Consider the following 24,002-nt stretch of genomic DNA (forward strand, 5'->3'; position numbering starts at 1 on the left):
TCTCAAAAGACAATGCAAGTGACTCAATGGATATTGGAACTGGTTGACAGGATCACGTCTCCGCTACATGCGGCAACCGATGCAGCCGAAGAAGCTACACGGGTAATCGACGACACGGAGGAAGTGGTTGAACGTCTTGGGGAGACATCGGGAAAAACAGCCGGAAAACTGGAAGGGCTGGGAAAGGGAATGTTCTTTCTCAACCAGCTGAAGGAAGGTGTTGACAATATCCGTGATTCCTTTAACGACGCCATCGAACCGGGCGTCCGGTTTGAAACTGCCGTTGCCGAAATGTCCGGTATCACCAACATGGAGGGGAAGGAACTGGACGTTCTCGCCACCAAAGCCCGTAACACGGCAAAAGCGTTCGGTGTCGATGCGTCAAATGCTATGGTCGTTTATAAGGACTTGCTTTCAAAGATTACTCCGGAACTGAAAAAAGCACCGGACGCGCTCGAAATCATGTCGAATAATGTAATGACACTTAGTAAAACGATGCAAAATGACGTCCCCGGAGCGTCTGCAGCCATGTCCACCGCCATGAACCAGTATAAGGTTTCCCTCGATGATCCGATGAAAGCCGCACAAACTATGACGGACTATATGAACATCATGGCGGCAGGAACTGTCGAAGGGTCTGCCGAAATCAGGGAGGTCGCGGAAGCATTGAAACAAACGGGTAGTGTTGCAAAAACATTCGGGGTTGAATTTGCCGAAACAAACTCCCTGATCCAGTTGCTTGACAAATCGGGGAAAAAGGGTTCAGAAGGCGGTATCGCTTTGCGTAACACGATAGTCAAATTGCAGGCTCCGACTACGGACGCGATCAAGCAACTGAAAGCTGCCGGGGTCAATATAAAAACGATGCAAAACCAGTCCCTTTCACTGACTGACCGACTGCGTGCCCTGACTCCGGTCATGCACAACGCTACAATCATGTCCGCGTTGTTCGGAAGTGAAAACCTTGCTTCAGCGATGGCTTTGATTGAGGGTGTAGACCAAATTGACACATGGACGGAAGCGATACAGGGTTCTACTTCTGCGGTCGACATGGCAAATAAACAAATGGATACTTATGCCGAAAAGCAGAAACGTATGCAAGCGTTTATCGACGACCTGAAGATCAGTTTCTTTGAATTTGTAGAACCGATTGCCCCTGCCATTGAAGTTGTGGGAATCTTTGTAGGCGCGCTTGTCACGCTCGGAACTGTCGCATGGTCTATTTCGCAGATCATGTCACTTGGAATAACAAAGATTGCCGGGGTTTGGGTTGCGTCGATGGCTAAAATGGCATTGTCTACAATCGTGGGTAGCCGGCTGATTTCCGTCGCTATCATGGGTATCCCTGTCATCGGCTGGATCGTTGCAATCATAACGGCTGTCATCGCTTTCGTGGCTTTCCTTTATAACAAGTTTGAAGGAGTCCGTGTGTTCCTGTTCGGGCTGTGGGAAGTCCTTAAAACGGGCTTTCTTTCCTTTTTCAAGACGATTCATACCATCCAAATGGGAATCATTGAAATTCTGAATCCGGTTAACTGGTTCAGGGATGACTGGAGCATTGACGACGTATTTGAACGGGTAAAGAAAGAAGTGTTTGACAACGCTGTGGCAGTCGGTCGGGCATGGGAAGAAGGCAAGGAAAAGGGACGGGAAAGCTGGCGGAACAAGGACAAAGTCCCCGGACTTGACAAGTTCCAGCTGGACACCGCACCAGCGGCAGTCAACAAACCGACCACCGTCACAACCTCAACCGGGGGGACTTCCGGGAAAGACGTGGGACTTGGTGGAAAAGGTGGAAGCAGCGTGAGGAATATCACCATGAACGTGACATTCAACAATCATTTCAGGGTTGCGGCAGGTGCGGACATGCGCGATGTTGCGGATAAGGTCAAACGGGAAATTTTAGCGGTGATAACCGATACAGTACCAGCAATAGGATAAAGTTATGACAGGAAATACAGCGTTAAATATTGGTGCATTGTTCACGGAGGTCTTCGGGATTTCATCCCCGATTTATCTTCCGTGGGGACGAACCCTGCAGGATTACGATCCGGGGAAATACATCGGAGTGACAACGATTCCGGATGCCGAAGCCGAAGCATACAGCTGGATGGGGACTCCGGTCATCGGGACGTTTACCCTTGACGGTAACAAGCAATACAGCACCTATAATCCGGACGGGTCACGCGGCACGATGAATATGGCTAGTTTTCCGATGCCGTATGCAACGATCGTGGACTTTTCGCGCTCGATGAACTGTTCAAAAACGAAGGTATTGGGTGTTCACGGAACTGTAAAGGAAGTCTACGGGCTCGACGACTGGAAAATCAATATCCGGGGATTCTGCATAGCAGACAAAAGCCGGGAAGGTTATAAGACGGTTGCCGAACAAGTGAACGCGCTCTGCAAGTTCCGCAAAGTGACGGAAGCGGTCGGAGTTACGGGAAGCATCTTCAACAACAAGGAAATTTACTCCATTGTCATTGATAACATTTCGTTCAATCCGATTCAGGGAAACAGCAGCGTAGTTCCGTTCACGATAGAAGCAACGAGTGATAACCCTTATGAACTGACACTATGAGCTATATGATGTGCAGCCGGATCACATTCCCGGCAAACAAGAGACGCGAGGAACTGGTCATCTATACGATTTCGTCGGTTCACATCGAAAGTTCATGGAAGATGCTGACAGACTCTGCAGAAATAGTCCTTCCCAGGCGTATCAAATACTTTGCCGGAAAAGACCTGAAGGAACTGCTGTCTGCCGGGGATCAGGTGAAGATTGAACTCGGATATGATTCCAACCTGTACACGGAATTTGAAGGATATATATCGCTGATCGGCTGGGGTGTTCCAGTGACGATCCGGTGCGAGGACGAAATGTATAACCTGAAAAGAAAAACAGTGTCCTATTCCGCAAAGAATGTCACACTGAAGAAACTGCTTGCAGACGTTGCCAAAGGCTATGAGGTGAAGACGAACTATGATGCTGAACTTGGTGCGGTACGGTATTCTTCCAGAACGGTCGCGGAAATCCTGAATGACATCCGGAAGAAAACCAACCTCCACTGCTATTTCATCGGCAAAGTCCTGTATTGCGGAAATGTCTATTCCGAAAAGGTCGACACCGAAAAGGTGAAAATCGTACTGGAAAAAAATGCCGTCAGTCAGAACCTGAACGAAACCAACGGTGAGTTTCAGGTCAAGGTTGTCAGCATCGGTGCTGGCGGCAAGAAACTGGAAGCAAAAGCCGGAACGGAAGGAAGTGAGGTCTATAACCTGACTTACAATGAAAAAGGAAAGTCCGTCAAGGTCGAAGACCTGAAGAAGTTCGCCAGAGATTTCTACGAAAGCCTTAAAAAGCAGAAGTACCGCGGGGGCGTCGAACTGTTCGGGATACCTGTCGTCCGCCACGGTATAACGATTGACCTGAAGAGTGAAATAACTCCGGAAATGAACGGATACTATTACGTTGAGAAGGTGACAAAGGATTTCAGTGACGATGCTACATACAGGCAAAAATTAGAGTTGGGAGGACGTGCGGAATGACTACGGATGAACAGTTACGTGATGCGCTTGAAAAATGGCGCGAAGGGGCTAGACAGGCGCAATTGCGCTGGGTAACGGTAGACAAGGTTGATAAAGAAAACAAGGCAATGGATGTGACCGGGGTCATTGACCAGCTTGAATATTATGATGTCCAGTTGGGAATGGGTGCATTATGCATCTATCCGAAACCGGGAACAACTTGTCTGGTCGGAATCATCGAGGGACAGGAGACTGACGCCTTCCTGATTTCTGCTGATGAGGTGGACGAAATTGTGCTGAATGGCGGGACATTGGGCGGACTGGTAAAAGTCGGGGAACTGACGGAACGGCTGAACCTGATTGAAAAGGACATCAATTCATTGAAGCAGAAATTGTCAGGATGGACACCTGTACCGAACGACGGGGGATCGGCTTTGAAAACGGCATTGTCTTCCTACATTTCGGAATCACTAAAAGAGACACAGGTCAGGGACATTGAAAACGAAAGGGTGAAGCAATGAAAGGACTATTACTCGACAAGGATGGTGATATCAGAATTGTCCCCCATAAGGGAAAAGACGGGCTGACCGGGTTCGTAATCGGTGACACTCTGATTCAAAATGCGGCAATCGTGCTTGAGCTGAATCAGGGTGAGTTGAAAGAAGACCCGGTGCTGGGTGCGAACCTGATCCGGTATATCCGTTCACAGGCTGATAAAAGAGCCATTGAGAAACAAATGAAAATCCACCTGAAACGCGCGGGCATTGACTATTCGGAGCTGGTGGATAAAATAAATATTGAAATTACTAACGATTAAAATGATTGAAAATGAAAGCAAGTAACGATCTGATTAAAAAGTTCGGAGTAGACAAAATCATTCACGGACTGATTGGGATGCTCATTTTAGCCGTGTGCGTGGTAGCATCTGTTTTCCTGTTTGGGGTGAGCTTCCCTAGCGTATTGGGCGGCATGGTTTTGGGAACTGTATCCGCATGGCTGGCTGGTAAATGGAAGGAATCGAAAGACGATGTTCCGGATATGGCAGACATCCGGGCGACGGTACGCGGGGCATTGTTGGCGGATGTGGTCATATTACTGGTATGGATAGTTTTCCGACTGATTCTATAACCTGTATGTATCATGAAAAGACTACACGTACAGTTATGGATCGCAGTTTTCCTGTCCGTATCCGGAATGATCCTGCTGTTTTGCGGATTTTGGGTAGTACCTACGGGACAGATTGACAACTCGGTTTTAGTCGCCTATGGCGAAGTTTCGACTTTTGCAGGCGCACTCTTCGGAGTTGATTACAGGTATAAATGCAAGTATAAGAAATACATTCAAGGAGAAGACGAAACAGAAAATAAGGAGGAAAAGAAAGATGAATAAACCTACATACATTATCATTCATTGTTCTGCAACACGCGAGGACAAAGATTTCACAGAGAAGCAAATTAATGATTCACACGTAGCCCGTGGCTTTGGAAAATGGGGATACCACTATTATATCCGGAAAGACGGTCGCGTGATTCCCATGCGTGCGGAAAACGAAATCGGGGCACATGATAACTTTATCGTTCCCGGTGAGAAAACCAGTTATAACCGATGTTCAATCGGTATCTGCTATGAGGGCGGACTGGATAAGAACGGCAAGGCAAAGGATACCCGGACGGACGCACAGAAGAAAGCGATGCGCGAGCTCGTTCAGGACATCTGCCACCGCCACGACATTATTGATATCCTCGGGCATCGAGATACCAGTCCGGACAAGAACGGGAACGGCATCGTCGAAAAATGCGAGTGGATGAAAGAATGTCCCTGCTTCGACGTAAAGAGTGAATTTACCTCATTTTTACCACCTGTAATCGTTCGACCGTAATGAAAAAGATACTCGTTTTTTTACTCACAATCGTGGTGCTGTCCGTCTGTTCCTGCCGATCGTCCAAAACGGACACGACCGTCCATCAGGATAACACGGAACAGAAGCAGACGGAACAGGAAGAAGTTTCTACAGACAAAGCGCAGGTCAGCGTAAACAAGAATGTTGAGCGAATGATCGAGATGATGCAGCAAATGGAATTCAACTGGCAGAAGACGAACTATTCGCCACCGGATTCGACCGGGAAACAATACCCGACCTCCACGGAGACAGCGACAGGAACGTCTACCAGACAGGAGAAAGAAACCTATAATGAACAACTTCAGGTACAAATACAGGAAATTCAGGAAACCCTGCTGACATTGAAGGAGCAACTGGAAAAACAGGAGAGGAATGATACAAAGGTCGTTGAAAAGGTCGCGTACATTCCTCCGTGGGCAAAAGCCGTAATAGCAGCCTTTTTTATTGCATTTGTATTTTTTATTTATAAAAATGTAAGATGAAAACTGTAGTACAAGCCGGACAAACCCTGCTGGACATAGCCGTGCAGGAATATGGTACAATCGAAGCGGCTTTCATGCTTGCCAGGACGAACGATATGGGCATAACGGACACCCTACAAGCCGGACAGGAAATCGAAACCCCGGAAAAGGTCTATAACAGTGAACTGGCTGATTACTGCCAGCGGAACTCCGTTTGTCCGGCTACTTCTGAAACCGCCTCAAATGCGGTACGATTGAGAATTTTCACCGAACAGTTTACCGAACAATTTAAGTAATGGCTAGAACAATCGCAGAAATAAAGAAAGAAATGACGGATGCCTATATGTCAAACAGCATTATCCGTGACCTGTATGGCATCACGGGTGATGCCGACTTTGATTCGGTGTTTTCCCCCGTATCAATAGAAAGTACCCTGTTTTACATTTTTGCGGCAACAGCGCACGTCATAGAGCAAATGTTTGACCAGTTCAAATCGGACGTGGAGGAACGGATTGACGCCAATATCATACCGACCGTGCGATGGTATCATAGCAGTGCGCTGGCTTTCCAGTATGGTGATCCGCTGGTCTATGATCCGGAGAAATACCAGTTCCGGTATTCCGTTATCGACAAAACCAAACAGCTTGTCAAGTATGTGGCAGTCAAAGATCGCGGAGGAAGTATTCAGATACTCGTGTCCGGAGATGAGGGGGGGACTTCCTTGTCCTTTGACCGGGGACGTTCTGACGGCATTTAAAAGCTATATGAATTCGATCAAGATTGCCGGGGTAATCTTGTCGATACAGTCAATTCCGGCAGATGACATCCGTATCAACGCGACCATAGAAGTCGATCCTATGGTTATCAACGCTTCCGGTATCCGCCTGACGGATGGTAGTAAACCAGTACTTGCCGCCATCAACGATTATCTGAAAGGTATCGAGTATGGCGGTAAATTCAATAAGACAAAACTTGTTGACGCGATACAGAGGGTTGAAGGCGTACTGGACGTCGAACTTGGAGAATGTGCCGCAAAAGCGGCATCCGCTACGGAATATAACGTAATTAAAAATAATAACTATACGGCTGTAGCCGGGTGCTTCATCCTGAACAGCCTTGAAACCTCCCTGACTTATGTGGTATGATTTTGACATTATCAAATACGCGCAGTATGTGCTTCGTCCGTCATTGAGGAAAAGGAAGATATTTGCAATCATATCCATCTTCCTTCTCCCTTTAATCTTCATTTACACCCTGTTTAAAAGCTACCGTAAACAGGCTATCAACAAGCTGAATATAAACGGTCAGGTGATATATATCGAGAAAGTGCTGAACGACAGGTTTTTCTTGAAAAACAGGGAAATATACATCACTGATATTGCGGGAAAAGAATCGTACCTGTATCACCGCAGGGAAGAGCAAATCCCGTCCTACCTGTATAAACGGGGTGAAGGAGTGGGAAAGAAACACATCCAGCAGCGCGGTGAAGGGAACTATTCGGGAAATTACATGGTGAACATACCGTCGTTCCTGTCAACGTATGAGAATGAGATTAAAAACTTGATTGACTATTATAAACCAGCCGGACGAACCTACGTCCTTAAAATATACGAATATGAATAAACTGTTATTTAAAGAAGGCGGACAGCCATTTTATTTGGATGATTTGGAATTTATGCAAGAATCCACAGCAGACGTATTGAAAGCCATTTGTTCCGGGATGAAACTGGGAGAGAAACATATTCTGTTAAGCGATCCGGTCAGCACGGAAATCCTTGGTTCCAATACAGTGTATACTATTGTCGGAAATGGATATATCGTGATAGGTGATGAAGTTTATCCGATAAAACCGGATATTCTTACTGTGCCTACATCACAACCAGTATACTGGGTGGTTGTTCAGGAAAAATTTCAAAATGAAATATTTGCGGACAATTCCGAAGCGCAAGTATATGAGCGCAGGTATGTAAAACTGTCAACAACATATACAAAGTCAGATATGTATGTAGGCAGAAATGATGTAGTAACATTCAGGAACAAAATATTGGCTATTGTCACAGATTATTTGGACAAGACCATAATAGAAAAGGACATGAAAGCCCAGTTATCCCTAAGTGAAGTCGTTTCCGGAAAAGCAGAAATCATATACCGGGCAAAACAGACGGGCAATGAAACTGTCTATTTTAATATCTTGGCTGCTGCCAATACAGGAACTTCCATGATAGCTCCTGAAGTGAACGGCAAACGGAGATTATGTACATTTGATTCGTCTGTAAAGAATATTTCCGGAGTGTTCAGTCTATCGATGTCGTATGCAGATTCATGGGATAATCCACAATCAATGATTGTTCAACTCACATTCGATAACGGCAACTGTTATATAGCTTCAGCAGATGGCAGCCCACTTGTCCAAATGCCTGCAAGTACTATTTTAATCGAGGATACATTAAAGATTTAACTGATAATGGCAACAATATACGAATTAAAAAGACGGGCACAGGAACTTTCGGCAAAGAAAGATTCCTTATCCATATCACCTGAAGAAGTGGGCGGCTTGATTGATGAAACGCTGGATGTCATCAACGAAGCGGAGAAAAACCAGATCGGGTTGGGGATTCGTAACACATACACCACCGTCGCGGAGATGAACGCGGACAGTACTTCCCCGGTCGGTTCTGACGGAAAGCCGTTGAAATTCGGTCAGATCGTGACGGTGTATGACGAGAATACCCCCGATGCAGTCGACAATGGTAACATCTACGCCTTTCAAAATCCGGGGTGGAAACTTGTCTCAACGACAGGCAACCTTTCCGTATATGCAAAAAAAGAAGATGTAGAAACGGCAAAGAATACGGCTGATGCTGCACAAAAGAAAGCCAACGAAGCTGCGGAATCCGCTAAAAAAGCGAATGAAAATATCGGAAAGCTGTCCGATAATATCGGCACGGAATCGGAAAGCGAAGACGGGACAGTATGGGGTAAACTTAAAAGCCTTTCTGACGATGCCGACAGCACATCACAGGACGTGTCTTCATTAATGGTAGATTTCGTACATCACTCAACAGAACGCTTCGACGAAATAGTAACCGACTCTTCCATTGTGTTGGAGCAGTCCAATGCGCCTACTGAAGACGGTAAAATTGTATTTCTCGCCAGTCTGGGTAAATTTGCCTGCTTCGTTGACAACAAGTATTATCCAAGCTGGAAAGGTGTTGATGCCTATATGAATACCGACCGCACACACCCGCACGAGAATAAAATATACCTGTTCGGCAACAAGACCTACATCTACTTTGCCGGGGCTTTGCTTTCTGCCGACTCCGACGCGATACAGTTAGCCGCGTCTGCGGGACTTGGCTGCAAAAGCGGCAAAGAAATCGGCTGAAGACGCACAGGCTACCGCGTCTTCAGCATTGTCGCTGGCTAACAAAGCCCTGTCCGTTATCAATGTCAACGAAATATGTGGCGGCTCTGTCTATTCCTTGTCCGCAGCCATTGCCGCAATTACGGAAAGGGAGAATGCGGATAATGTCACTTACCGCAAACCGGGTATCGTATTGACTTATAAAATTGCTGAAGGTGAATGGGAATCCAAACAGTTTGCCGGATCATCCCTTGAAGGCTTTGCCACAGAAGCGAACTGGACGGACTTCGGTGGTGCTGGTGGCGACATGACGGGCAAAGGCGCAGTGCTGCTGGTCGATGAAATTGCGCCATTATCAAACGGATACTATATTCTTCAAACGGCTATCGATGCCCTGACAGCTTACGAGACGGCAAATGAAACGGAATGCATCAAACCCGGTGTGGTTATCATCTACCGCACCGGAAAGGAAACATTCGAGTCCAAACAGTTGTGCGCGTCCCGTGCCGATTATAATGACTTGGCGGCATGGAACGACTTCGGTTCTGCCGCTGGGGGAACAGTCGAAACCGATTCCGAAATCATCAAGGACAGCGTGAACCCGGTAGCAGGTGGTGCGGTCTATGATGCCATGCCCGTCGACGTGGATGGCGAACAGGCGGAAGACGGAACGGTGCGTGTGTACATGAAGGACGCGGAAGGGTTTCCGCTGGGCGACGGTTTCACCTTTGCAGTCGGAACTGGTGGCGGTGGGGGCGTTGCCGGGACAATCGTGTATATCTATCCGCAAAAGACCTCCCTGTATGCCGCACTCGGAACTGACGACCTGACAATCAGGCTTGCGATCCTGTCACGTACCGGATCGGGTGAAATGGTTTCATACAACAATATCGAAACCCTGCAACTGAAAGACAAGTCAACGGGGGAAACGCTTGAAACGTTCAACGTGAACCGGGAAAGTTCCCCGTCAGATACGGACTACACTTTTGCGATTTCCGTTAAAAGCTATTTCAGCGAAGCGATGAACCGCAAGTTTGTGGTCGTTGCCACCGATGACGGGGGAAATACCGCGCAGAAGACAATCAGCGTCACGGCTGTAAACCTGAAACTTTCCCGTGTATGGGCTTTGTACAAAACATTGCAGGAAGGTTCGGGACTCATCACCATGACGGACGTGTTCAAACTGTCTTCCGCCAATAAGTCAACCGTTACGGCACATATCAAAATAGGCGACGAATGGAAGCTGATCTCACAAACCAGCGTGGCTTCCACACGCTCACAGGACTTGCAAATCAACGTTTCGTCTTTGGGACTGAAACATGGTGCATATACTGTCAGGATTGTCGCACAGGACGTGGAATCGGGCGTATGGTCGAACTACCAGTTCTTTGATGTGATGATTGTCAACCCGTCAAGTCTTATGCCTATCGTGGCGCTTGCGCATTCCGAAGAAACGGAAACGGCATGGTCAGTCAAGAAGTATGCAAACCTGAACATCGAAGTGGCGTGCTATGATCCCAGCCATGTCGCTACCGATGCCCATGTCGAAATACACAAGGTCGCGAAAGTTGCCAATACCTCTACCGGAGACAACAGTGAAACCGATACAGTGCTGACTACCGTATCAGTAGGACGTAACAGTACATTCAATCTGTCCACCCGTGTCGATGGCTTTACTATTGCGGACAATATCAGGAATACGTTGGGTATTTACGGGAAATGCGGTGCTGGGGAAAGCAATACGATTGAGTACTCCGTTAACAGTTCCGTCATTGACATCAATGGTGATTCCAGCTATATGATTTATTTCAATCCGGCAGACAAGGACAATTCGGATCAGGACAAGTCATGGCTGTACGGACTTTATGAAATGAAGCAGAACGGGTTCAACTATTCCACGAATGCCTTTGTCACCGACAAGAACGAAGGGAAGGCGTTCAAGGTTTCGGATGATGCCACCGCATTGTGTACTTATCGTCCCTATAACCGTACCAACATTGAGCAGACCGGATCGACTACCATCATCAAGATAAAGACGCAGAACGCTGCCGATCCTGACGCGAACGTCGTGTCATGCTGGGACGAAGCAAACCAAATCGGGTGGCGTATCACTTCAAAATGTGTGTACTTCAAAGCACTCGGAACTGAACTGATCGAACGGTATTTCAAGCCGGGCGACATCTACGAGTTTGCTTTCGTCATTGAAAAGGCAAATGCGGAAGAGGACGGCAAAGGCTATACCAAGCTATATTGTGACGGTGACCTGATTGGCGCATCCAAATATACGGCAGGACAAAGCGCGATCAAACAGTCCGAACAAATCAGCTTCTCCGGAACAGCCGGGGAACTGTATATGTACCGCTTGCTCTCCTGGGAAAAGGAAATGGCGGACGAACAGATTAACGATGAATTTGTGATCGGTAAATCTGATACGGACGAAATGATCGCTTTGAACAAAAAGAACGATATCCTAACCGACAATAAAATCGACCTGAACAAAGCACTTGAAATGTGCGACTGTCTGGTCGAAATGCCACACGGGGACTATAAACTTGAAACGCTTGACAACGTAACGGACACGTCCACCAAGATATATACAGACCTGTATCTGTTCTGCAAGGACAAAGGTATGAGTCTTATTTTCGAGAACGTGGAAACGACCAATCAGGGTACGACATCCGCCTTCTATCCAACCTATAAGAACAGGAAATACAAGCTGAAAAAGGCAATTATCCGTGCGATGTATCCGGAACGGGCTCCGCAGGCTTTGCTCGACGCGATTGTAAACAAGAAAATCATTTTGCGTGGTGAGACTATTCCATTCGACAAGGTTTGCCTGAAGGTCAACTATGCATCACCCGACAAGGTAAACACCCCGATTTCCCGTATCAATAACGATATGCAGAAGGCTTTGGGCGAGGAATATATGACCCCAGCGCAGAACGCGTACTATGCGGATGAAAACAACACGCTGGACTTGCGTACAAGTATTGACGGTAACAGTGTGCTTGTCTTCAAATCAGATACCGGAAATATCAATGACGCGTACTTTTGGTGTCGCGGTGACTGGAACATTGACAAGGGAAATCCACCGACTTTCGGCTTCAAGGATGTTCCCGGCTACAATGCCGACTGTTTGAGTTATGGCGACTTCACCGACCTTCCGGACGTGACGGAATCCTATTTCATGTCCCATGCTGACGACTACGATCAGGATACGATCTACATGCTTTCCAAATCGACGGACGCTTCGTACAAGTTCATGGAATACGTCGACGGGGCATGGAAAAACACTACCGGAACAATCTCTTTCAACGGCAGGAAAACGGTCGTTACCGGACGTGTCCTGAATCCGGTTGAATGTGTTGAAATGCTTGATTATGAAGGTATGTGCATCTTCGATGATATCGACAACTTCATGACTATGCAGTCGACGCACAGCAAGTGGGTGAAAGGCTTGTACGGTGCGGAACTGTCAACGGAAAGCCTTGTTCCCAAATGGACGATGTTCTTTGAATTCCGTACACCGGACGATGACGGCATGAACCTTGCCTATGCGCTTGGAAAGAAGACACCGTACCACTGGAAACAGTTCTGCGAATGGGTGTATTCATGTAACCCGAAGAACCGTATGGCAGGCGGCAAAATCAGTATCAACGGTGCACAGGTCAGCGATACGCTCGAAAACCGATACCGGAAGCTGGTTGAGGAAATGGACAAGTATTGCAGCGTGGCTTCTTTCCGCGCATACCTAGTCCGTATCCTGTATCATTCAGGCGTCGACCAGTTATCGAAAAACAGCATGTGGGCTTTGTACCTCTGCCCGGACGGTATTTACCGTTGGTACATGAACCACGATTATGATTCGGACAGTACGAACGGAAAGAATAATTCCGGTATCTTCAAACTTCCGTATAACGTGATGCTTGACAGCGTCATGGAGGGGGGAAAACGTATTTGCCGGACGTATGAGCGTCGTTTGGCAAGGCATGTGGCGTTATGATCAGGTCGGACTTGCAGCGACCGCGGAGAAAATCCGCACATCGCGCCTTCCGGGTGGCGAGTCCGCTTTCTCCTACGAAGCCGTTCTGCGTGAATCGGAAGAAAAAGACCACCTCTTGATCCCTGCGATCGTCGCTTGCCGTGATTCCGTGGCGAAGTATATCACCAATCCGGGCGGTCAGGCGTTCAACGTGATCTCCGGTATGGGTATCCCTTACCGCCATTACTATGTGTCTGCCCGTTATGACTTCCTTGACGCTTATTTCGGTGTCAGCACGATCCTGAAGGCGGATAATATGTGCATGTTCCGCGCCATCGGTGAGGACATCAATATCGAAGTGACCGCAAGCGAGCAATGGAAATTGTGGGCGGGCTTCAATACGCCAGCCGCACAACAGGGGGCATGGGCGGAAGAAGACGGCTCAAAGGTGACATTCCATTTCGACGGTTCAAACTCATCGAGCGCGATCTATATCATCGGTGCATCGAAGATCAAGTCTTTGGGTGATTTGAGCACTGTCAACATCGACGGTACACAGGCAAAAGACTTCACTACGTTGATCCGTGTCGAGGAACTGGTGTTCGGCAGCAAACGCGAAGGATATGCCAACAATAGCGTCACAGACCTCCCGCTTGGTGAAAAACCGTACATGAGACTCCTGAACGTTGAGAACTTCAAAAAGCTGGTATCTCTTGACCTGACCGGGGCAACACGCCTTTTGCGCCTGTTGGCATACGGCAGTTCCCTGCAGATTATCAATTTTGTAGGCGGCTGTCCGGTTCAATATGCGGAACTGCCGACCACCATGACACAGTTCAAGTTGATGAACCTCGATAAGTTGAGCTATAAGGGGCTGAACGCGGACACAGGCATCGTTGTTGAATCCATGCCGAACATCACCACACTGCGCGTGGAAAACTGCCCGCTTATCGACGTTGTAAAGATGATCCGCGACATAATCGATTCGCAGGAAGGTAATGTCGTATTCCGCCATATCCGTATCACAAACCGTGATTTCATCGGGAACGGTTCGGAAGTGCTGGAAATCCTGCAACTCGGTATCGGGGGACTGGATGAAAACGGTAATCAGGTAGAGAAGCCCGTACTTACCGGGAACTATCTGCTGGATGAAGTCATCGAGAACTCGGATATAGAAGCGATCCGGAACGGCTTCGAAGGTCTGACCGTCAGCACCATAATCGACGCTTATATCAAGATCATCGACTGGTTTAATGCGGAAGCGTATGGCGGAGAACCCTATTATCCCGAAGTCACATTGGATAATGTGGGTGAAATCATGGACTATTATAATGGTGAAACCTATGAAGAATACCTTCAACGGTTTGCGGAAGAAAATATGGATATTAACGATATAGTAAACAGCAAATAACATGAGTACAAAAGAACAGAGCGCAACCCTGCTGCGTCTCAATAAACAGGAACAGGTAAAAGCCTTGCAGGCGGTAGGCTTTGCCGACATTACGGAAAACTCGCGTGCCAGCGAGTTCCCTAACCGGATAAAGTGGGCTACCGGGTTGCTGGACATGCGGGTGGCATGTAACCGGATTTCCGATAATTCCAAATGGTATTTTACCCGTGAGGAGTGGAACTCGTTGACTCCTGCCAACAAGTTGAAGTTTATCCGTCGTGGTTTGTGTATCCGGGCACATTCGCAGTCTTTTGTCATTGCGGCACAAGAGTGTTATGCAGCTGACTTGTCTTCCAGCTTCTATTGGGGCGGTCTTGGTAAAGCGATTGACGGGCTTTCCGCAAAGATGCTGGGCAAAATGTACACCTGCTTCACCGGGAAAGAAGATACACGCCTGATCCTTGATGCCCTGAAAGGGACAAATTCGAACGGTGTGGAAGGCGCACCCGCTGCGGAAGCTGCCGTAGCCTATAAAGCCTTCACACTCGATGGCGACGGTCTGGAGGATGATACTGAATGGTTCTTGCCTTCTTCCGGACAGATGATGATCATGTATCGATACCGTGACCAAATCAATGAAATGCTGCGTGCATTTTGGAGCAGTGACAGCATGTTCCTGACGGACAAATACTACTGGACGAGCACGTACTATGATACGACAAATGCATGGACGTGCAATTTGAATACCGGGCACATGAACGTACAGAATAAAAATACAAGCCTGTTGCATGTAAGGGCAACGGCAGAAGAGTAATCCATTAAAACAGTACATATTTATGACAGACAAGAATAATGAAAGCGCATTGCTTTTGCGCATGAATAAAGAAGAACAGGTATCTGTTTTGCAGGAGATCGGTTTTACCAACGTGAACGAAAATACGCCTGCCAGTGACATTGCAAAATATATCAGATGGGCTGGCGGGCTGCTTGACCTGTCCTTTGCCACAATCCGGATCGAAGACGGTGTCAACGTGTTCTTTACTGCTGAAGAATGGAATTCCCTTAGCGCAAATAACCGTTCAAAATACCTGCGTGTAGGTGTCCGTATCCGTGCGGATCGTCGCCAGTTCGTCATAGCGAAAAGCGACTGCACTGACGATATAGGCGGGCGTACTTTCAAATGGGGGGCATACGGTACGGACATCCGTGGCGTTAAGAATTACGGGAACGGTAATCAAGGGCTTTATGAAACGGCAGACGGAAAGCAAAATACTGATGCTATCATAGAAGCCACTGCAGGAGTCAAGGATAATTCCGGTGTCGTCGGTGCACCAGCCGCAGAAGCAGCAAAGAACTATAAGGCTTGTACGCTTGAACTGGACGGACTTGAAGACAAAACCGAGTGGTATCTTCCCAGCGAAGGAGAACTCATTACCATCGCCAAATATAAGACCGAAATCAATGAGTTATTATCCTCTGTATCAGGTAATCGAAATATAATTACAACTGACTGGTATTGGAGCAGCACCGAATACGACCCCTCGGGCGCGTGGTGCGTGAACATGAGCAGCGGCAGCGTGAACGCGAGCTACAAGACTCTCGCAGGCAGGGTTCGTCCCGTTTCCGCAATAGATTCTTTATCTCTTTAACTCTTTATCTCTTAGATAGTTACGTTTAATTAGCCCCGGTAGGGGCTTTTTAAGTTTTAAAATTCTGAAAAAATGAGTGTTAATAGTTTGACAATCATTAACTTTGCGGAGCAAAAGAAAAATTTTAAAAATATCAAAAATTAACATGGGAAAAGCAGAGGACAGACCAGTCTATCAATTAATGTATCGGTTATTAATGTTGATACTTGATGCAAGAGACAAGTTTCCGAAGAATTACAGGTACGAATTCGGTACGGAACTTATGATGTCCGCCCTTCGTTGTTGCGAGTTGATCCGTTATGCAAATTCAAGCCTTCCGCGTCGAGTGGAATACCTGAACGAATTCCTTGTTAAGTTTGATACATTGAAACTCTTATTAAGGGTATGTCGAGACCGGAAACTGATCAATATTCAGACGACAGCAGACATCATTGAGATGATTACGTCGATTGAAAAGCAAATTATAGGGTGGCGTAATTTCACCGCTTCCCAGGAAAAGACAGCTTCCGTAAAGCCAGAGCCATAATCTTCACGGAGTTTATGGGAGAGCAATCTAATTTATCTATTGGGCATTCCCCCGGTGATGAACCGGGAAAGACTAAGACAGTGAATGCTGAATCCTCGAACGCGTGGTACGTGAACATGAACAACGGCAACGTGAACACGAACAACAAGACTAACGCAGGCAGGGTTCGTCCCGTTTCCGCAACAGATAAACCGATCTATGACATACCCTTATCTTCCATCGTGCATGCATTTGACGTCTGTTGCAAGAATAAACGCAATACAGATGACTGCATAGAGTTTTCGTTTGAATATGACACGGATTTGGTTGCCGTGTGGGATGCTATCAGATACGGTCGCTACGAACCTGATTATTCAAAATGCTTCATACGGAAAAAGCCCGTTCTTCGTGAAATTTTTGCTTCCGCTTATGTTGATCGTGTAATACAACATTGGGCTGATCTACGCCTTGATCCTATTTTGGAAGAGCGTTTTCAGGCACAGGGAAATGTTTCAAAAAATTGCCGTATTGGTGAAGGAGCACTTTCGGCTGTTATCTATCTGAATGGGATGATCATGGAAGTCAGTGAAAATTATACGAAAGACGCATACATTTTCAAGGGTGATTTCAAAAGCTTTTTTATGTCAATGTCCAAATCCCTGTTATGGGAAATGATCGACCTGTTTATCCGGGATAACTATAAAGGCGACGATATAGAGTGTTTATTATATATATTGCGCACTGTTATCTTTCACCAGCCACAGTATAAATGTTATAGGAAATCACCGTTACATTTATGGGATGAGTTGCCTCATGATAAAAGTTTGTTTCATGCTGATCCGGATCATGGTTTTGCCCCCGGCAGTCTTCATGCGCAGAAATTCGCAAATTTTATCGGTTCTTGTTTTGATTACTATGTTTCCGAAATACTGGGAATCAAGCATTATGTGCGTTTTGTGGATGATTTCGCCTTTGTAATGCGTAATAAAGAAGATATTCTAAATACTGTTCCTTTGCTTGACAGTTACCTGAAAGAGCAGCTGCTTCTTAAATTACATCCTAAAAAAATATATATACAGCATCATTCTAAGGGAGTTTTGTTTGTAGGGGCATTCATTTTGCCCGGTCGAATTTATATTTCAAACCGTGTTGTCGGTAATTTATACGATGTAATCAGCAAATATAATAAAATAGCGGAGGAAGGCTTTGCGGAAGCACACGCGGACAAATTTGTTGCCACCCTGAATTCCTACTATGGATTAATGAGGCATTTCAATACGTACAATCTAAGACGGAAAGTGGCGAAACGTATTAATCCTGCATGGTGGGAATATTTTTATGTTCAGGGACATTGGGAGGTTTTTGTGTTGAAGAACGAATATAATTTTAAGAAACAATTAAAAAAACAAATAAGAAAAGGCAATGCGAAAAAATATCTTACCCCGGAAATTGGCTAAGCCGATCGAACAATTATCCGATGGAACATGGATAATACGATATGCAATACAATCCATTGACAGAACCGATAACGAAGGAAACGAACTGGTGACATTTGCCAGTTCCATATTCCTTGAAAAACCAACGTTGGAAATGATAAAGAAAAGTATTCATAGATATGCAATGAGCGTTCTTGATGATGAGGATGTTCTTCCGCTTGTTGCCAATCCTGATTTATCAGTTTACATGATCATAGATTAAAATTAAAGCCTGTTTAAACGATGATTAAACAGGCTTTAATTTTGCACCAAAAATCACATTTTGTTTTATGTTAATATGTGTTTTAATGACACATTTTGTTTTTCGGTCGGGAATTTTTTGATTTGGCGATTGTACACGGTTGCCAAAAGACATATATAAGAAATCATATTTTTCATAAGAATTTATATTTCTGAATCTAATTAATTAAAGTTCAATCCGTCATTCCAACCGGGATTCTGTGTTATCACACCATTGGACAAAGTACGTTCGCTGATAGGAACAGGGTACAAATAATCTCTGTCTTCATTCCATTTCTTGGTAATCAGACTATGACAGATGATATAACCACTTTCACCATTCGACAAGCGAATCTGCTCGCCAATCTCTAAATATAAAGGTACATTTCCGGCAGGTTTTGTTCCTACGTAGAAACAGACATCATCCGTACCGTCTTTATCTAAATCGTAAGTACCGGGCCCGGGAACATAGATTCCCAGCAGATCGTTCTCAAATAGTTTACCTTCTTTCCAACGCATGATGTCGTAATAACGGAAACCCTCCATTGCCAGTTCTATGGTTCGTTCGCGACGGATTTCAAGGATTACTCCCTGATTGGCTCCTTTCACATTCGGATAACCTGTGGCAGCACTCATCAAATACGGGTCGGGTTTTGAATTTGCCAGTTCCATATCCAGGTTAGTCATTCCTACCCTGTCTCTAAGTAATTTAATAGATTTATTGATGTCAGCTTGCTTCAAAGTGCCCAGTTCGGCTTTTGCTTCTGCAAAATTCAGATACACCTCTGCCGTGCGGAACAGGGGAATATCGTTGCACGATTTATTATATTCATCGTAGTTAGCCGTCATCGAATATTTTATCAGGTGATATCCGGTCATGGTATAAGCCAGGTTCGGGGCTTCTTTCTTTGTACTTCCAATTCTCGTATATCCAGGGGTACGGATGGTTTGTGCCAGTCGTGGATCCCGATTCTGACATTCCTGATCGAATGTCATCGTTTCATAACCGGCTTTATCCGTGAAACGGCTTCCGTCCGCCATCAGATAAGAATTCACTATCTTCTTGTTCATTCCCGGACGTCCCATTGTGGTGGAGTTCTCATAATTCTGCACATTATGAAGCACAGAAAGAGAAGCTTCATAGTCACGGCCGAAAATCACTTCATCCGCTTGTAGATTTATGGAAGCGAATAAATCCCTGTAAGGTGTGCTGCCCGATTTATAGAGTGTATATCCGCTTTCGTTCATAAAGGTTTCAGAAGCCGAGACACAGGCATTCAGGTATTTTTCATAATCCTCCAGTCCATGATATTTGCGGAAAGTACCCTCAAACAGGCAGACACGGGATTTCAGGGCCAATGCCGTCCACCGGGTCAGTACATACGCATTCTTCGTTTTCGGAAGATTGGCTATCGCAAAATCCAGGTCCTCCAGCATTTTCTGCATGACAAATTCACGTGAGTCCCGGGCTTTATACAATTCGGGATCATCCGAGTCGAGTGCTTTGTCATACCAGGGAATATCGCCGTATCTCTTCACCTTCTCAAAGTAGAAATAAGCTCTGAAAAAACGGGCAACACCATCGTAACGGTTACGGGCATTCACTTCCGTGCAGTTATGGGAATACTGCAGATAGAAATTAATATCGCGAAGTGCCGTAAAATTCCAACCGTTTCCTTCATCGGGTATGATGCGCTGTCCGGACATTTCGAGCATCAAGTCGGACTTGACAATCAAATCGGACGACTCGGAATAAATATCGACAGCGGACGGAACCAGATTGTTATAAAACTGATTCGTAAATAATCGCAACTCATCTTCAGTCTTGAAATATACATCCGGATACAGGCGGTCTTTTGGTGTCTTATCCAACCAATCGTCGCAAGACACGAAAGATATCGCCAATGCGAACAACCAAGATACTATATAAACAGGTTTCATAATTCAAATATTAGTTAGTTTAAAAAGTTACGTTCACTCCAAAAGAATAGGTCTTTGACCAAGGGTACAACTTTGCGTTACCATTTGCCGATTGGATGGAATTTTCTGCCGATGCTTGTTCCGGATCAATGTAGTCACTCTTTAGCGGAGAGAAGGTAAACAGATTCTCACCACTGAAATAGATATGCAGGCGCTCTATCTTTACCTTCTTCATCCATACGGCGGGAATCGTATAGCCTACTGTGATATTCTTCACTCTGCAATAAGCCAGATTCTGCAAATAACGATCATTCACCACTCCCAAAGAACGGTTGTTGCCGAGGGCAAGATACCCTATCGGGCGCGGGAAATAGGCATCGGGATTTTCCGGACTCCATACCTGACTCAAGAAATCGCGTGGAATGAACGATGAATACGGACGAGCGTATGGTCCCCAAAAGAATACAGAATTAGTGCCCGGATACCAGTCTTGATGTCCTACTCCCTGAAGATAGATGGAGAAATCGAATCCATACCAGTCGAAACCACCTTGAATACTGTATGTATAGCGCGGTAATGAGTTTCCGATTATTTTGCGGTCGCCCGGATCATCTGCCGTGTTCGAGCCGGAAGATATTGTATGGTCGCCATCCAAATCAACAAATTTCATATCACCGGCGTGAAGTCCCGGATTCACCTGCGCTGTATTGATAACGAAGTTAACTGCTGTTTGGTCGACATTATAGTTTGCCGCTTCTTCGTCTGTTCTGAAAAGTCCGTCCACTACATATCCCCAGATATCTCCCAATTTCTGACCTACATAATAATCACTCAATATCTTGGAAGGATTATCGAATTTGGTTATTTTCGATGTATTATCTGCCAAACCTACGGACAGGTTATAACGGAAAGGTTTGTTTGCCAGTTTGAAAGCATCATTCCAAGTCAGCATCAATTCCCAGCCTTTGGTACGCAAGTTGGCTGCATTTTGCTTGGGCTCGTTGGCTCCATAAGCACCGGGAAGTTTTTTACCGGAAGTTTGCATACCTTTAGTATCACGAACATAGGCATCGGCAGTCAGGTTCAGGCGGTTGTTCAGGAATCCGAGATCCAGTCCTACGTTCCAAGTCGAAACGGTTTCCCAGGTCAGGTCAGCGGAGTTCGGGTCGGAGACACTTGCATAAGAGCCTTTCTTCTGATCGCCAAAGATATAATTCATTGTACCGTTGGTATTAATGGTTTGGATATAATCGTAATATCCTACCTGCTGATTTCCTAACGAACCGTATGAGAGACGCAATTTCACATTATCAATATTCTTCTTTAAATTCCCGAAAAACGGTTCTTCACTTATTCTCCATCCTACGGAAGCCGAGGGAAAGAAACCGAAACGGTGTCCGCTTCTGAAACGTGAACTTCCGTCATAACGTCCGCTTGTCTCAAATAGGTAACGACCTCCTTTATAGGAGTAATTAAGACGATAAAATGCTCCCAAAAGCGCATATTCATTCTGTCCGCCGGACATAGTCATCGCATCTCCGACTGCCAGATTTAAGTCATTCAAGTCATCGGAGAGCAAACCCTGGCGGGAGACTTTGATATCTTTCAGACGCTTGGTTTCATAATTGTAACCTGCCATGATTTTTATCTGATGGTCGGCAATATCCAGCATATAATCACCATAAACATTGAAAGCCTGATACCAATGATTGGTCTGTGTTTCCTTCAACTGATTCACACCGCTTCCGGTAGTCAGATAGGATATCTCACCCGGATATTTGGAATATGGTACATTTACTGTTCTGTTCATGGTCTGATAGTTATAGTGCAGGTAGCTGTAGTTTGCACGGACATTCAGGTTCTTCATTACATTGAAACTTGCTTCGAAAGTCGTGGAAAACTCATACCGCTGGTCTTCATTCTTATGTTTTCCATAAGCAAGGATAGCTCCCATGCCATCCAAAACAGCAGAATTGCTCAACGAAGTCAGATACACCGCACTGCCATCCGGATTAATGGGTACAAAGCTCGCCAGTGCATGATTCACCGCAGTATTGAAGTTGTTATTAATACCCGATAATCCCGGATAAGAGTAACTATTATAATGGTACTTCGTGTTATTGCTGATTGTCAGTCGTGGAGTGATCTTTGCCGAGATTTTACTTCTGAAATTATACACCTTGTATTTATCAGGATTCTGTCTGAAGATACCCGTTTGGTCAACTGTATTTCCTGATAAATAATAGTTCAACTTTTCATTTCCCCCACTGACACTGATATTGTGCTCCCACATCGGTCTGTTTTTACGATAAAGATAATTATACCAGTCGAAGTTACCGTAATAGACGTATGTATCTCTTCCGTCACGTTGGTCGGTAACCACCCAGGGACGTTCGGGATTCTCCGTTTTATCATTCCGGCGCAACCAAAGCTGGCGGTAGTCTTCTTCCGTATAGTTGGTATAAGGCTTTCCGTTATAATTGGTATAAAACAAGTCGTTGATGCCTGCCGAATAATATCCCCTGGTTTCAAAATCAGTAGAAGTCGTCTGATTGCTCCATGAATATCTTCCATCATACGAAACGGTAGTCTTGCGGGCGGAGCCTTCCTTGGTAGTCACGAGGATAACACCATAAGAAGCACGAGCCCCGTAAATAGCGGCCGAAGATGCATCTTTTAATACGGAAATGGAAGCGATGTCATTCGGATTCAAGCGGTCGATATCCCCTTCTATTCCGTCAATCAGCACTAATGGCGATGCATTGCCACTGATAGAATTCACACCACGGATATTGATAGTTGCCGAAGCTCCCGGATACCCAGACCCAAAAGTTACATTCATATTGGGCACAGTCCCTTGCAACATCTGTGAGGCTCTCGGCACGGGTCTGTCTTCCATCGCTTTACTGTCTACTACTGCAACAGCTCCCGTCAGGTTTATTTTCTTTTGAGTACCGTAGCCTACCACCACCACTTCTTCCAGCGTAGCCGTATCCTCCCGGAGTATTACTCTCGAAGATTTCTGCAAGTCGGAGACTTTAATTTCTTTCTTCTCAAATCCGATATAGGACACAACGACTAGGGCATTGGCCGGAACCGAGGACAATGTAAATTCACCATCCAAATTCGTGATCGTTCCCATAGACTGTCCCATCACCTGTACACTGGCACCGATTACCGGATCACCGTTCACATCGACCACTTTCCCCGTAACCCGATGTAAAGGCTGCGATGGGACGGCAGCAGTATTGCGTGCTGTTTTCTTTGTGATGATAATCATCCGGTTTTGTAGTTTGTACTCTACATCCTTATCCAAAACAGTAGCAAGCACATTATTAACAGTTGCCTGCTGAAAGGAAGCCGTAATCTTCTTGTTTTCATTAACCTCGTCCGTTTTATAGATAATGGAGTACTTCGTCTGCCGCTCAACTTCTTTCAATACCGCCTTCAGCGGCTCATTTTTAAAGACCTTTGTAACTGTCTGCGCCCGTAGTGACTGGACACCCAAACACAACAGAATCAGGAGAAACAGTCTAAAAAATGAGTTTCTTCGGTCATTCATAATTTTATCAATTAAGTTGTTACAAT

24 protein-coding genes are annotated in these 24,002 nt (G+C 45.8%); 22 read left to right on the plus strand and 2 right to left on the minus strand.

Annotated elements, in window-relative coordinates:
* The first annotated feature begins 12 nt into the window (after positions 1 to 12).
* From NXV01_RS25015 to NXV01_RS25120, 22 genes are all read left to right on the plus strand, one after another.
* Entirely contained in the window at positions 13 to 1,941 is a 1,929-nt protein-coding gene (locus tag NXV01_RS25015; protein ID WP_008766325.1) for a phage tail tape measure protein, read from the plus strand.
* Between the two features lie 4 nt (positions 1,942 to 1,945).
* Positions 1,946 to 2,581, plus strand: coding sequence for a DUF6046 domain-containing protein (locus NXV01_RS25020; protein ID WP_008766326.1), 636 nt, complete (start codon positions 1,946 to 1,948; stop codon positions 2,579 to 2,581).
* Positions 2,578 to 3,549, plus strand: coding sequence for a hypothetical protein (locus tag NXV01_RS25025; protein WP_008766327.1), 972 nt, complete (start codon positions 2,578 to 2,580; stop codon positions 3,547 to 3,549). The genes NXV01_RS25020 and NXV01_RS25025 overlap by 4 nt, the downstream gene beginning before the upstream one ends.
* Positions 3,546 to 4,049, plus strand: a complete 504-nt coding sequence (locus tag NXV01_RS25030; protein ID WP_008766328.1) for a hypothetical protein — start codon at positions 3,546 to 3,548, stop codon at positions 4,047 to 4,049. Before NXV01_RS25025 ends, NXV01_RS25030 begins: the two co-directional genes overlap by 4 nt.
* Positions 4,046 to 4,345: a hypothetical protein gene (locus NXV01_RS25035; protein ID WP_008766329.1), complete on the plus strand. Its 300-nt coding sequence runs from the start codon at positions 4,046 to 4,048 to the stop codon at positions 4,343 to 4,345. The genes NXV01_RS25030 and NXV01_RS25035 overlap by 4 nt, the downstream gene beginning before the upstream one ends.
* A gap of 11 nt (positions 4,346 to 4,356) precedes the next feature.
* Positions 4,357 to 4,656: a hypothetical protein gene (locus tag NXV01_RS25040; protein WP_008766330.1), complete on the plus strand. Its 300-nt coding sequence runs from the start codon at positions 4,357 to 4,359 to the stop codon at positions 4,654 to 4,656.
* 12 nt (positions 4,657 to 4,668) lie between these two features.
* On the plus strand, positions 4,669 to 4,917 hold the full coding sequence (locus NXV01_RS25045) for a hypothetical protein (protein WP_008766331.1): 249 nt from the start codon (positions 4,669 to 4,671) through the stop codon (positions 4,915 to 4,917).
* Positions 4,910 to 5,407 carry an N-acetylmuramoyl-L-alanine amidase gene (locus NXV01_RS25050; RefSeq protein WP_008766332.1) on the plus strand — a complete coding sequence of 166 codons (498 nt, stop codon included), beginning with the start codon at positions 4,910 to 4,912 and terminating at the stop codon, positions 5,405 to 5,407. The genes NXV01_RS25045 and NXV01_RS25050 overlap by 8 nt, the downstream gene beginning before the upstream one ends.
* The gene (locus tag NXV01_RS25055) at positions 5,407 to 5,910 is read left to right on the plus strand and encodes a hypothetical protein (RefSeq protein WP_008766333.1); all 504 of its coding nucleotides are present in this window, start codon (positions 5,407 to 5,409) and stop codon (positions 5,908 to 5,910) included. The genes NXV01_RS25050 and NXV01_RS25055 overlap by 1 nt, the downstream gene beginning before the upstream one ends.
* On the plus strand, positions 5,907 to 6,185 hold the full coding sequence (locus NXV01_RS25060; protein ID WP_008766334.1) for a LysM domain-containing protein: 279 nt from the start codon (positions 5,907 to 5,909) through the stop codon (positions 6,183 to 6,185). Before NXV01_RS25055 ends, NXV01_RS25060 begins: the two co-directional genes overlap by 4 nt.
* Positions 6,185 to 6,646, plus strand: coding sequence for a hypothetical protein (locus NXV01_RS25065; protein WP_258903037.1), 462 nt, complete (start codon positions 6,185 to 6,187; stop codon positions 6,644 to 6,646). Before NXV01_RS25060 ends, NXV01_RS25065 begins: the two co-directional genes overlap by 1 nt.
* 7 nt (positions 6,647 to 6,653) lie before the next feature.
* Positions 6,654 to 7,034 (plus strand): hypothetical protein, encoded by a 381-nt coding sequence (locus tag NXV01_RS25070; protein ID WP_258903036.1) that lies wholly within the window; start codon positions 6,654 to 6,656, stop codon positions 7,032 to 7,034.
* The gene (locus NXV01_RS25075) at positions 7,024 to 7,512 is read left to right on the plus strand and encodes a hypothetical protein (RefSeq protein ID WP_008766336.1); all 489 of its coding nucleotides are present in this window, start codon (positions 7,024 to 7,026) and stop codon (positions 7,510 to 7,512) included. Before NXV01_RS25070 ends, NXV01_RS25075 begins: the two co-directional genes overlap by 11 nt.
* Positions 7,505 to 8,347 (plus strand): hypothetical protein, encoded by an 843-nt coding sequence (locus NXV01_RS25080; protein WP_008766337.1) that lies wholly within the window; start codon positions 7,505 to 7,507, stop codon positions 8,345 to 8,347. The genes NXV01_RS25075 and NXV01_RS25080 overlap by 8 nt, the downstream gene beginning before the upstream one ends.
* A 6-nt stretch (positions 8,348 to 8,353) precedes the next feature.
* Positions 8,354 to 9,274, plus strand: a complete 921-nt coding sequence (locus NXV01_RS25085) for a hypothetical protein (protein ID WP_259023362.1) — start codon at positions 8,354 to 8,356, stop codon at positions 9,272 to 9,274.
* Complete coding sequence (locus NXV01_RS25090; protein WP_259023363.1) at positions 9,243 to 13,256, plus strand: hypothetical protein; 4,014 nt, start codon at positions 9,243 to 9,245, stop codon at positions 13,254 to 13,256. Before NXV01_RS25085 ends, NXV01_RS25090 begins: the two co-directional genes overlap by 32 nt.
* Positions 13,180 to 14,646 carry a hypothetical protein gene (locus NXV01_RS25095; protein ID WP_259023364.1) on the plus strand — a complete coding sequence of 489 codons (1,467 nt, stop codon included), beginning with the start codon at positions 13,180 to 13,182 and terminating at the stop codon, positions 14,644 to 14,646. Before NXV01_RS25090 ends, NXV01_RS25095 begins: the two co-directional genes overlap by 77 nt.
* Position 14,647: 1 nt before the next feature.
* Positions 14,648 to 15,439 carry a hypothetical protein gene (locus tag NXV01_RS25100; protein WP_008766339.1) on the plus strand — a complete coding sequence of 264 codons (792 nt, stop codon included), beginning with the start codon at positions 14,648 to 14,650 and terminating at the stop codon, positions 15,437 to 15,439.
* Positions 15,440 to 15,461: 22 nt separating this feature from the next.
* The gene (locus tag NXV01_RS25105; RefSeq protein ID WP_259023365.1) at positions 15,462 to 16,274 is read left to right on the plus strand and encodes a DUF1566 domain-containing protein; all 813 of its coding nucleotides are present in this window, start codon (positions 15,462 to 15,464) and stop codon (positions 16,272 to 16,274) included.
* A 145-nt stretch (positions 16,275 to 16,419) separates the two neighbouring features.
* Positions 16,420 to 16,800, plus strand: coding sequence for a four helix bundle protein (locus NXV01_RS25110; protein ID WP_008766341.1), 381 nt, complete (start codon positions 16,420 to 16,422; stop codon positions 16,798 to 16,800).
* Positions 16,801 to 16,814: 14 nt separating this feature from the next.
* Positions 16,815 to 18,236 carry a reverse transcriptase gene (locus tag NXV01_RS25115; protein ID WP_008766342.1) on the plus strand — a complete coding sequence of 474 codons (1,422 nt, stop codon included), beginning with the start codon at positions 16,815 to 16,817 and terminating at the stop codon, positions 18,234 to 18,236.
* On the plus strand, positions 18,202 to 18,477 hold the full coding sequence (locus NXV01_RS25120) for a hypothetical protein (protein WP_008766343.1): 276 nt from the start codon (positions 18,202 to 18,204) through the stop codon (positions 18,475 to 18,477). Before NXV01_RS25115 ends, NXV01_RS25120 begins: the two co-directional genes overlap by 35 nt.
* Positions 18,478 to 18,677: 200 nt before the next feature.
* On the opposite strand, the gene NXV01_RS25125 is transcribed toward NXV01_RS25120, so the two are convergent.
* On the minus strand, positions 18,678 to 20,435 hold the full coding sequence (locus tag NXV01_RS25125) for a RagB/SusD family nutrient uptake outer membrane protein (RefSeq protein WP_259023366.1): 1,758 nt from the start codon (positions 20,433 to 20,435) through the stop codon (positions 18,678 to 18,680).
* Between the two features lie 19 nt (positions 20,436 to 20,454).
* Positions 20,455 to 23,976, minus strand: a complete 3,522-nt coding sequence (locus tag NXV01_RS25130) for a TonB-dependent receptor (RefSeq protein WP_259023367.1) — start codon at positions 23,974 to 23,976, stop codon at positions 20,455 to 20,457.
* Positions 23,977 to 24,002: the final 26 nt, after the last annotated feature.

This window comes from Bacteroides sp. BFG-606, from assembly GCF_024788145.1.
In the GTDB taxonomy this organism is placed as follows: Bacteria; Bacteroidota; Bacteroidia; order Bacteroidales; family Bacteroidaceae; genus Bacteroides; species Bacteroides vicugnae.

Coding starts and splice junctions, on each gene's coding strand:
- NXV01_RS25030 (WP_008766328.1), top strand. CDS start 3,546: ATGACTACGGATGAACAGTTACGTGATGCGCTTGAAAAATGGCGCGAA.
- NXV01_RS25130 (WP_259023367.1), bottom strand. CDS start 23,976: ATGAATGACCGAAGAAACTCATTTTTTAGACTGTTTCTCCTGATTCTG.
- NXV01_RS25070 (WP_258903036.1), top strand. CDS start 6,654: ATGAATTCGATCAAGATTGCCGGGGTAATCTTGTCGATACAGTCAATT.
- NXV01_RS25015 (WP_008766325.1), top strand. CDS start 13: ATGCAAGTGACTCAATGGATATTGGAACTGGTTGACAGGATCACGTCT.
- NXV01_RS25115 (WP_008766342.1), top strand. CDS start 16,815: ATGGGAGAGCAATCTAATTTATCTATTGGGCATTCCCCCGGTGATGAA.
- NXV01_RS25065 (WP_258903037.1), top strand. CDS start 6,185: ATGGCTAGAACAATCGCAGAAATAAAGAAAGAAATGACGGATGCCTAT.
- NXV01_RS25080 (WP_008766337.1), top strand. CDS start 7,505: ATGAATAAACTGTTATTTAAAGAAGGCGGACAGCCATTTTATTTGGAT.
- NXV01_RS25105 (WP_259023365.1), top strand. CDS start 15,462: ATGACAGACAAGAATAATGAAAGCGCATTGCTTTTGCGCATGAATAAA.
- NXV01_RS25060 (WP_008766334.1), top strand. CDS start 5,907: ATGAAAACTGTAGTACAAGCCGGACAAACCCTGCTGGACATAGCCGTG.
- NXV01_RS25125 (WP_259023366.1), bottom strand. CDS start 20,435: ATGAAACCTGTTTATATAGTATCTTGGTTGTTCGCATTGGCGATATCT.
- NXV01_RS25025 (WP_008766327.1), top strand. CDS start 2,578: ATGAGCTATATGATGTGCAGCCGGATCACATTCCCGGCAAACAAGAGA.
- NXV01_RS25085 (WP_259023362.1), top strand. CDS start 8,354: ATGGCAACAATATACGAATTAAAAAGACGGGCACAGGAACTTTCGGCA.
- NXV01_RS25075 (WP_008766336.1), top strand. CDS start 7,024: ATGTGGTATGATTTTGACATTATCAAATACGCGCAGTATGTGCTTCGT.
- NXV01_RS25120 (WP_008766343.1), top strand. CDS start 18,202: ATGCGAAAAAATATCTTACCCCGGAAATTGGCTAAGCCGATCGAACAA.
- NXV01_RS25110 (WP_008766341.1), top strand. CDS start 16,420: ATGGGAAAAGCAGAGGACAGACCAGTCTATCAATTAATGTATCGGTTA.
- NXV01_RS25035 (WP_008766329.1), top strand. CDS start 4,046: ATGAAAGGACTATTACTCGACAAGGATGGTGATATCAGAATTGTCCCC.
- NXV01_RS25050 (WP_008766332.1), top strand. CDS start 4,910: ATGAATAAACCTACATACATTATCATTCATTGTTCTGCAACACGCGAG.
- NXV01_RS25045 (WP_008766331.1), top strand. CDS start 4,669: ATGAAAAGACTACACGTACAGTTATGGATCGCAGTTTTCCTGTCCGTA.
- NXV01_RS25040 (WP_008766330.1), top strand. CDS start 4,357: ATGAAAGCAAGTAACGATCTGATTAAAAAGTTCGGAGTAGACAAAATC.
- NXV01_RS25020 (WP_008766326.1), top strand. CDS start 1,946: ATGACAGGAAATACAGCGTTAAATATTGGTGCATTGTTCACGGAGGTC.
- NXV01_RS25055 (WP_008766333.1), top strand. CDS start 5,407: ATGAAAAAGATACTCGTTTTTTTACTCACAATCGTGGTGCTGTCCGTC.
- NXV01_RS25100 (WP_008766339.1), top strand. CDS start 14,648: ATGAGTACAAAAGAACAGAGCGCAACCCTGCTGCGTCTCAATAAACAG.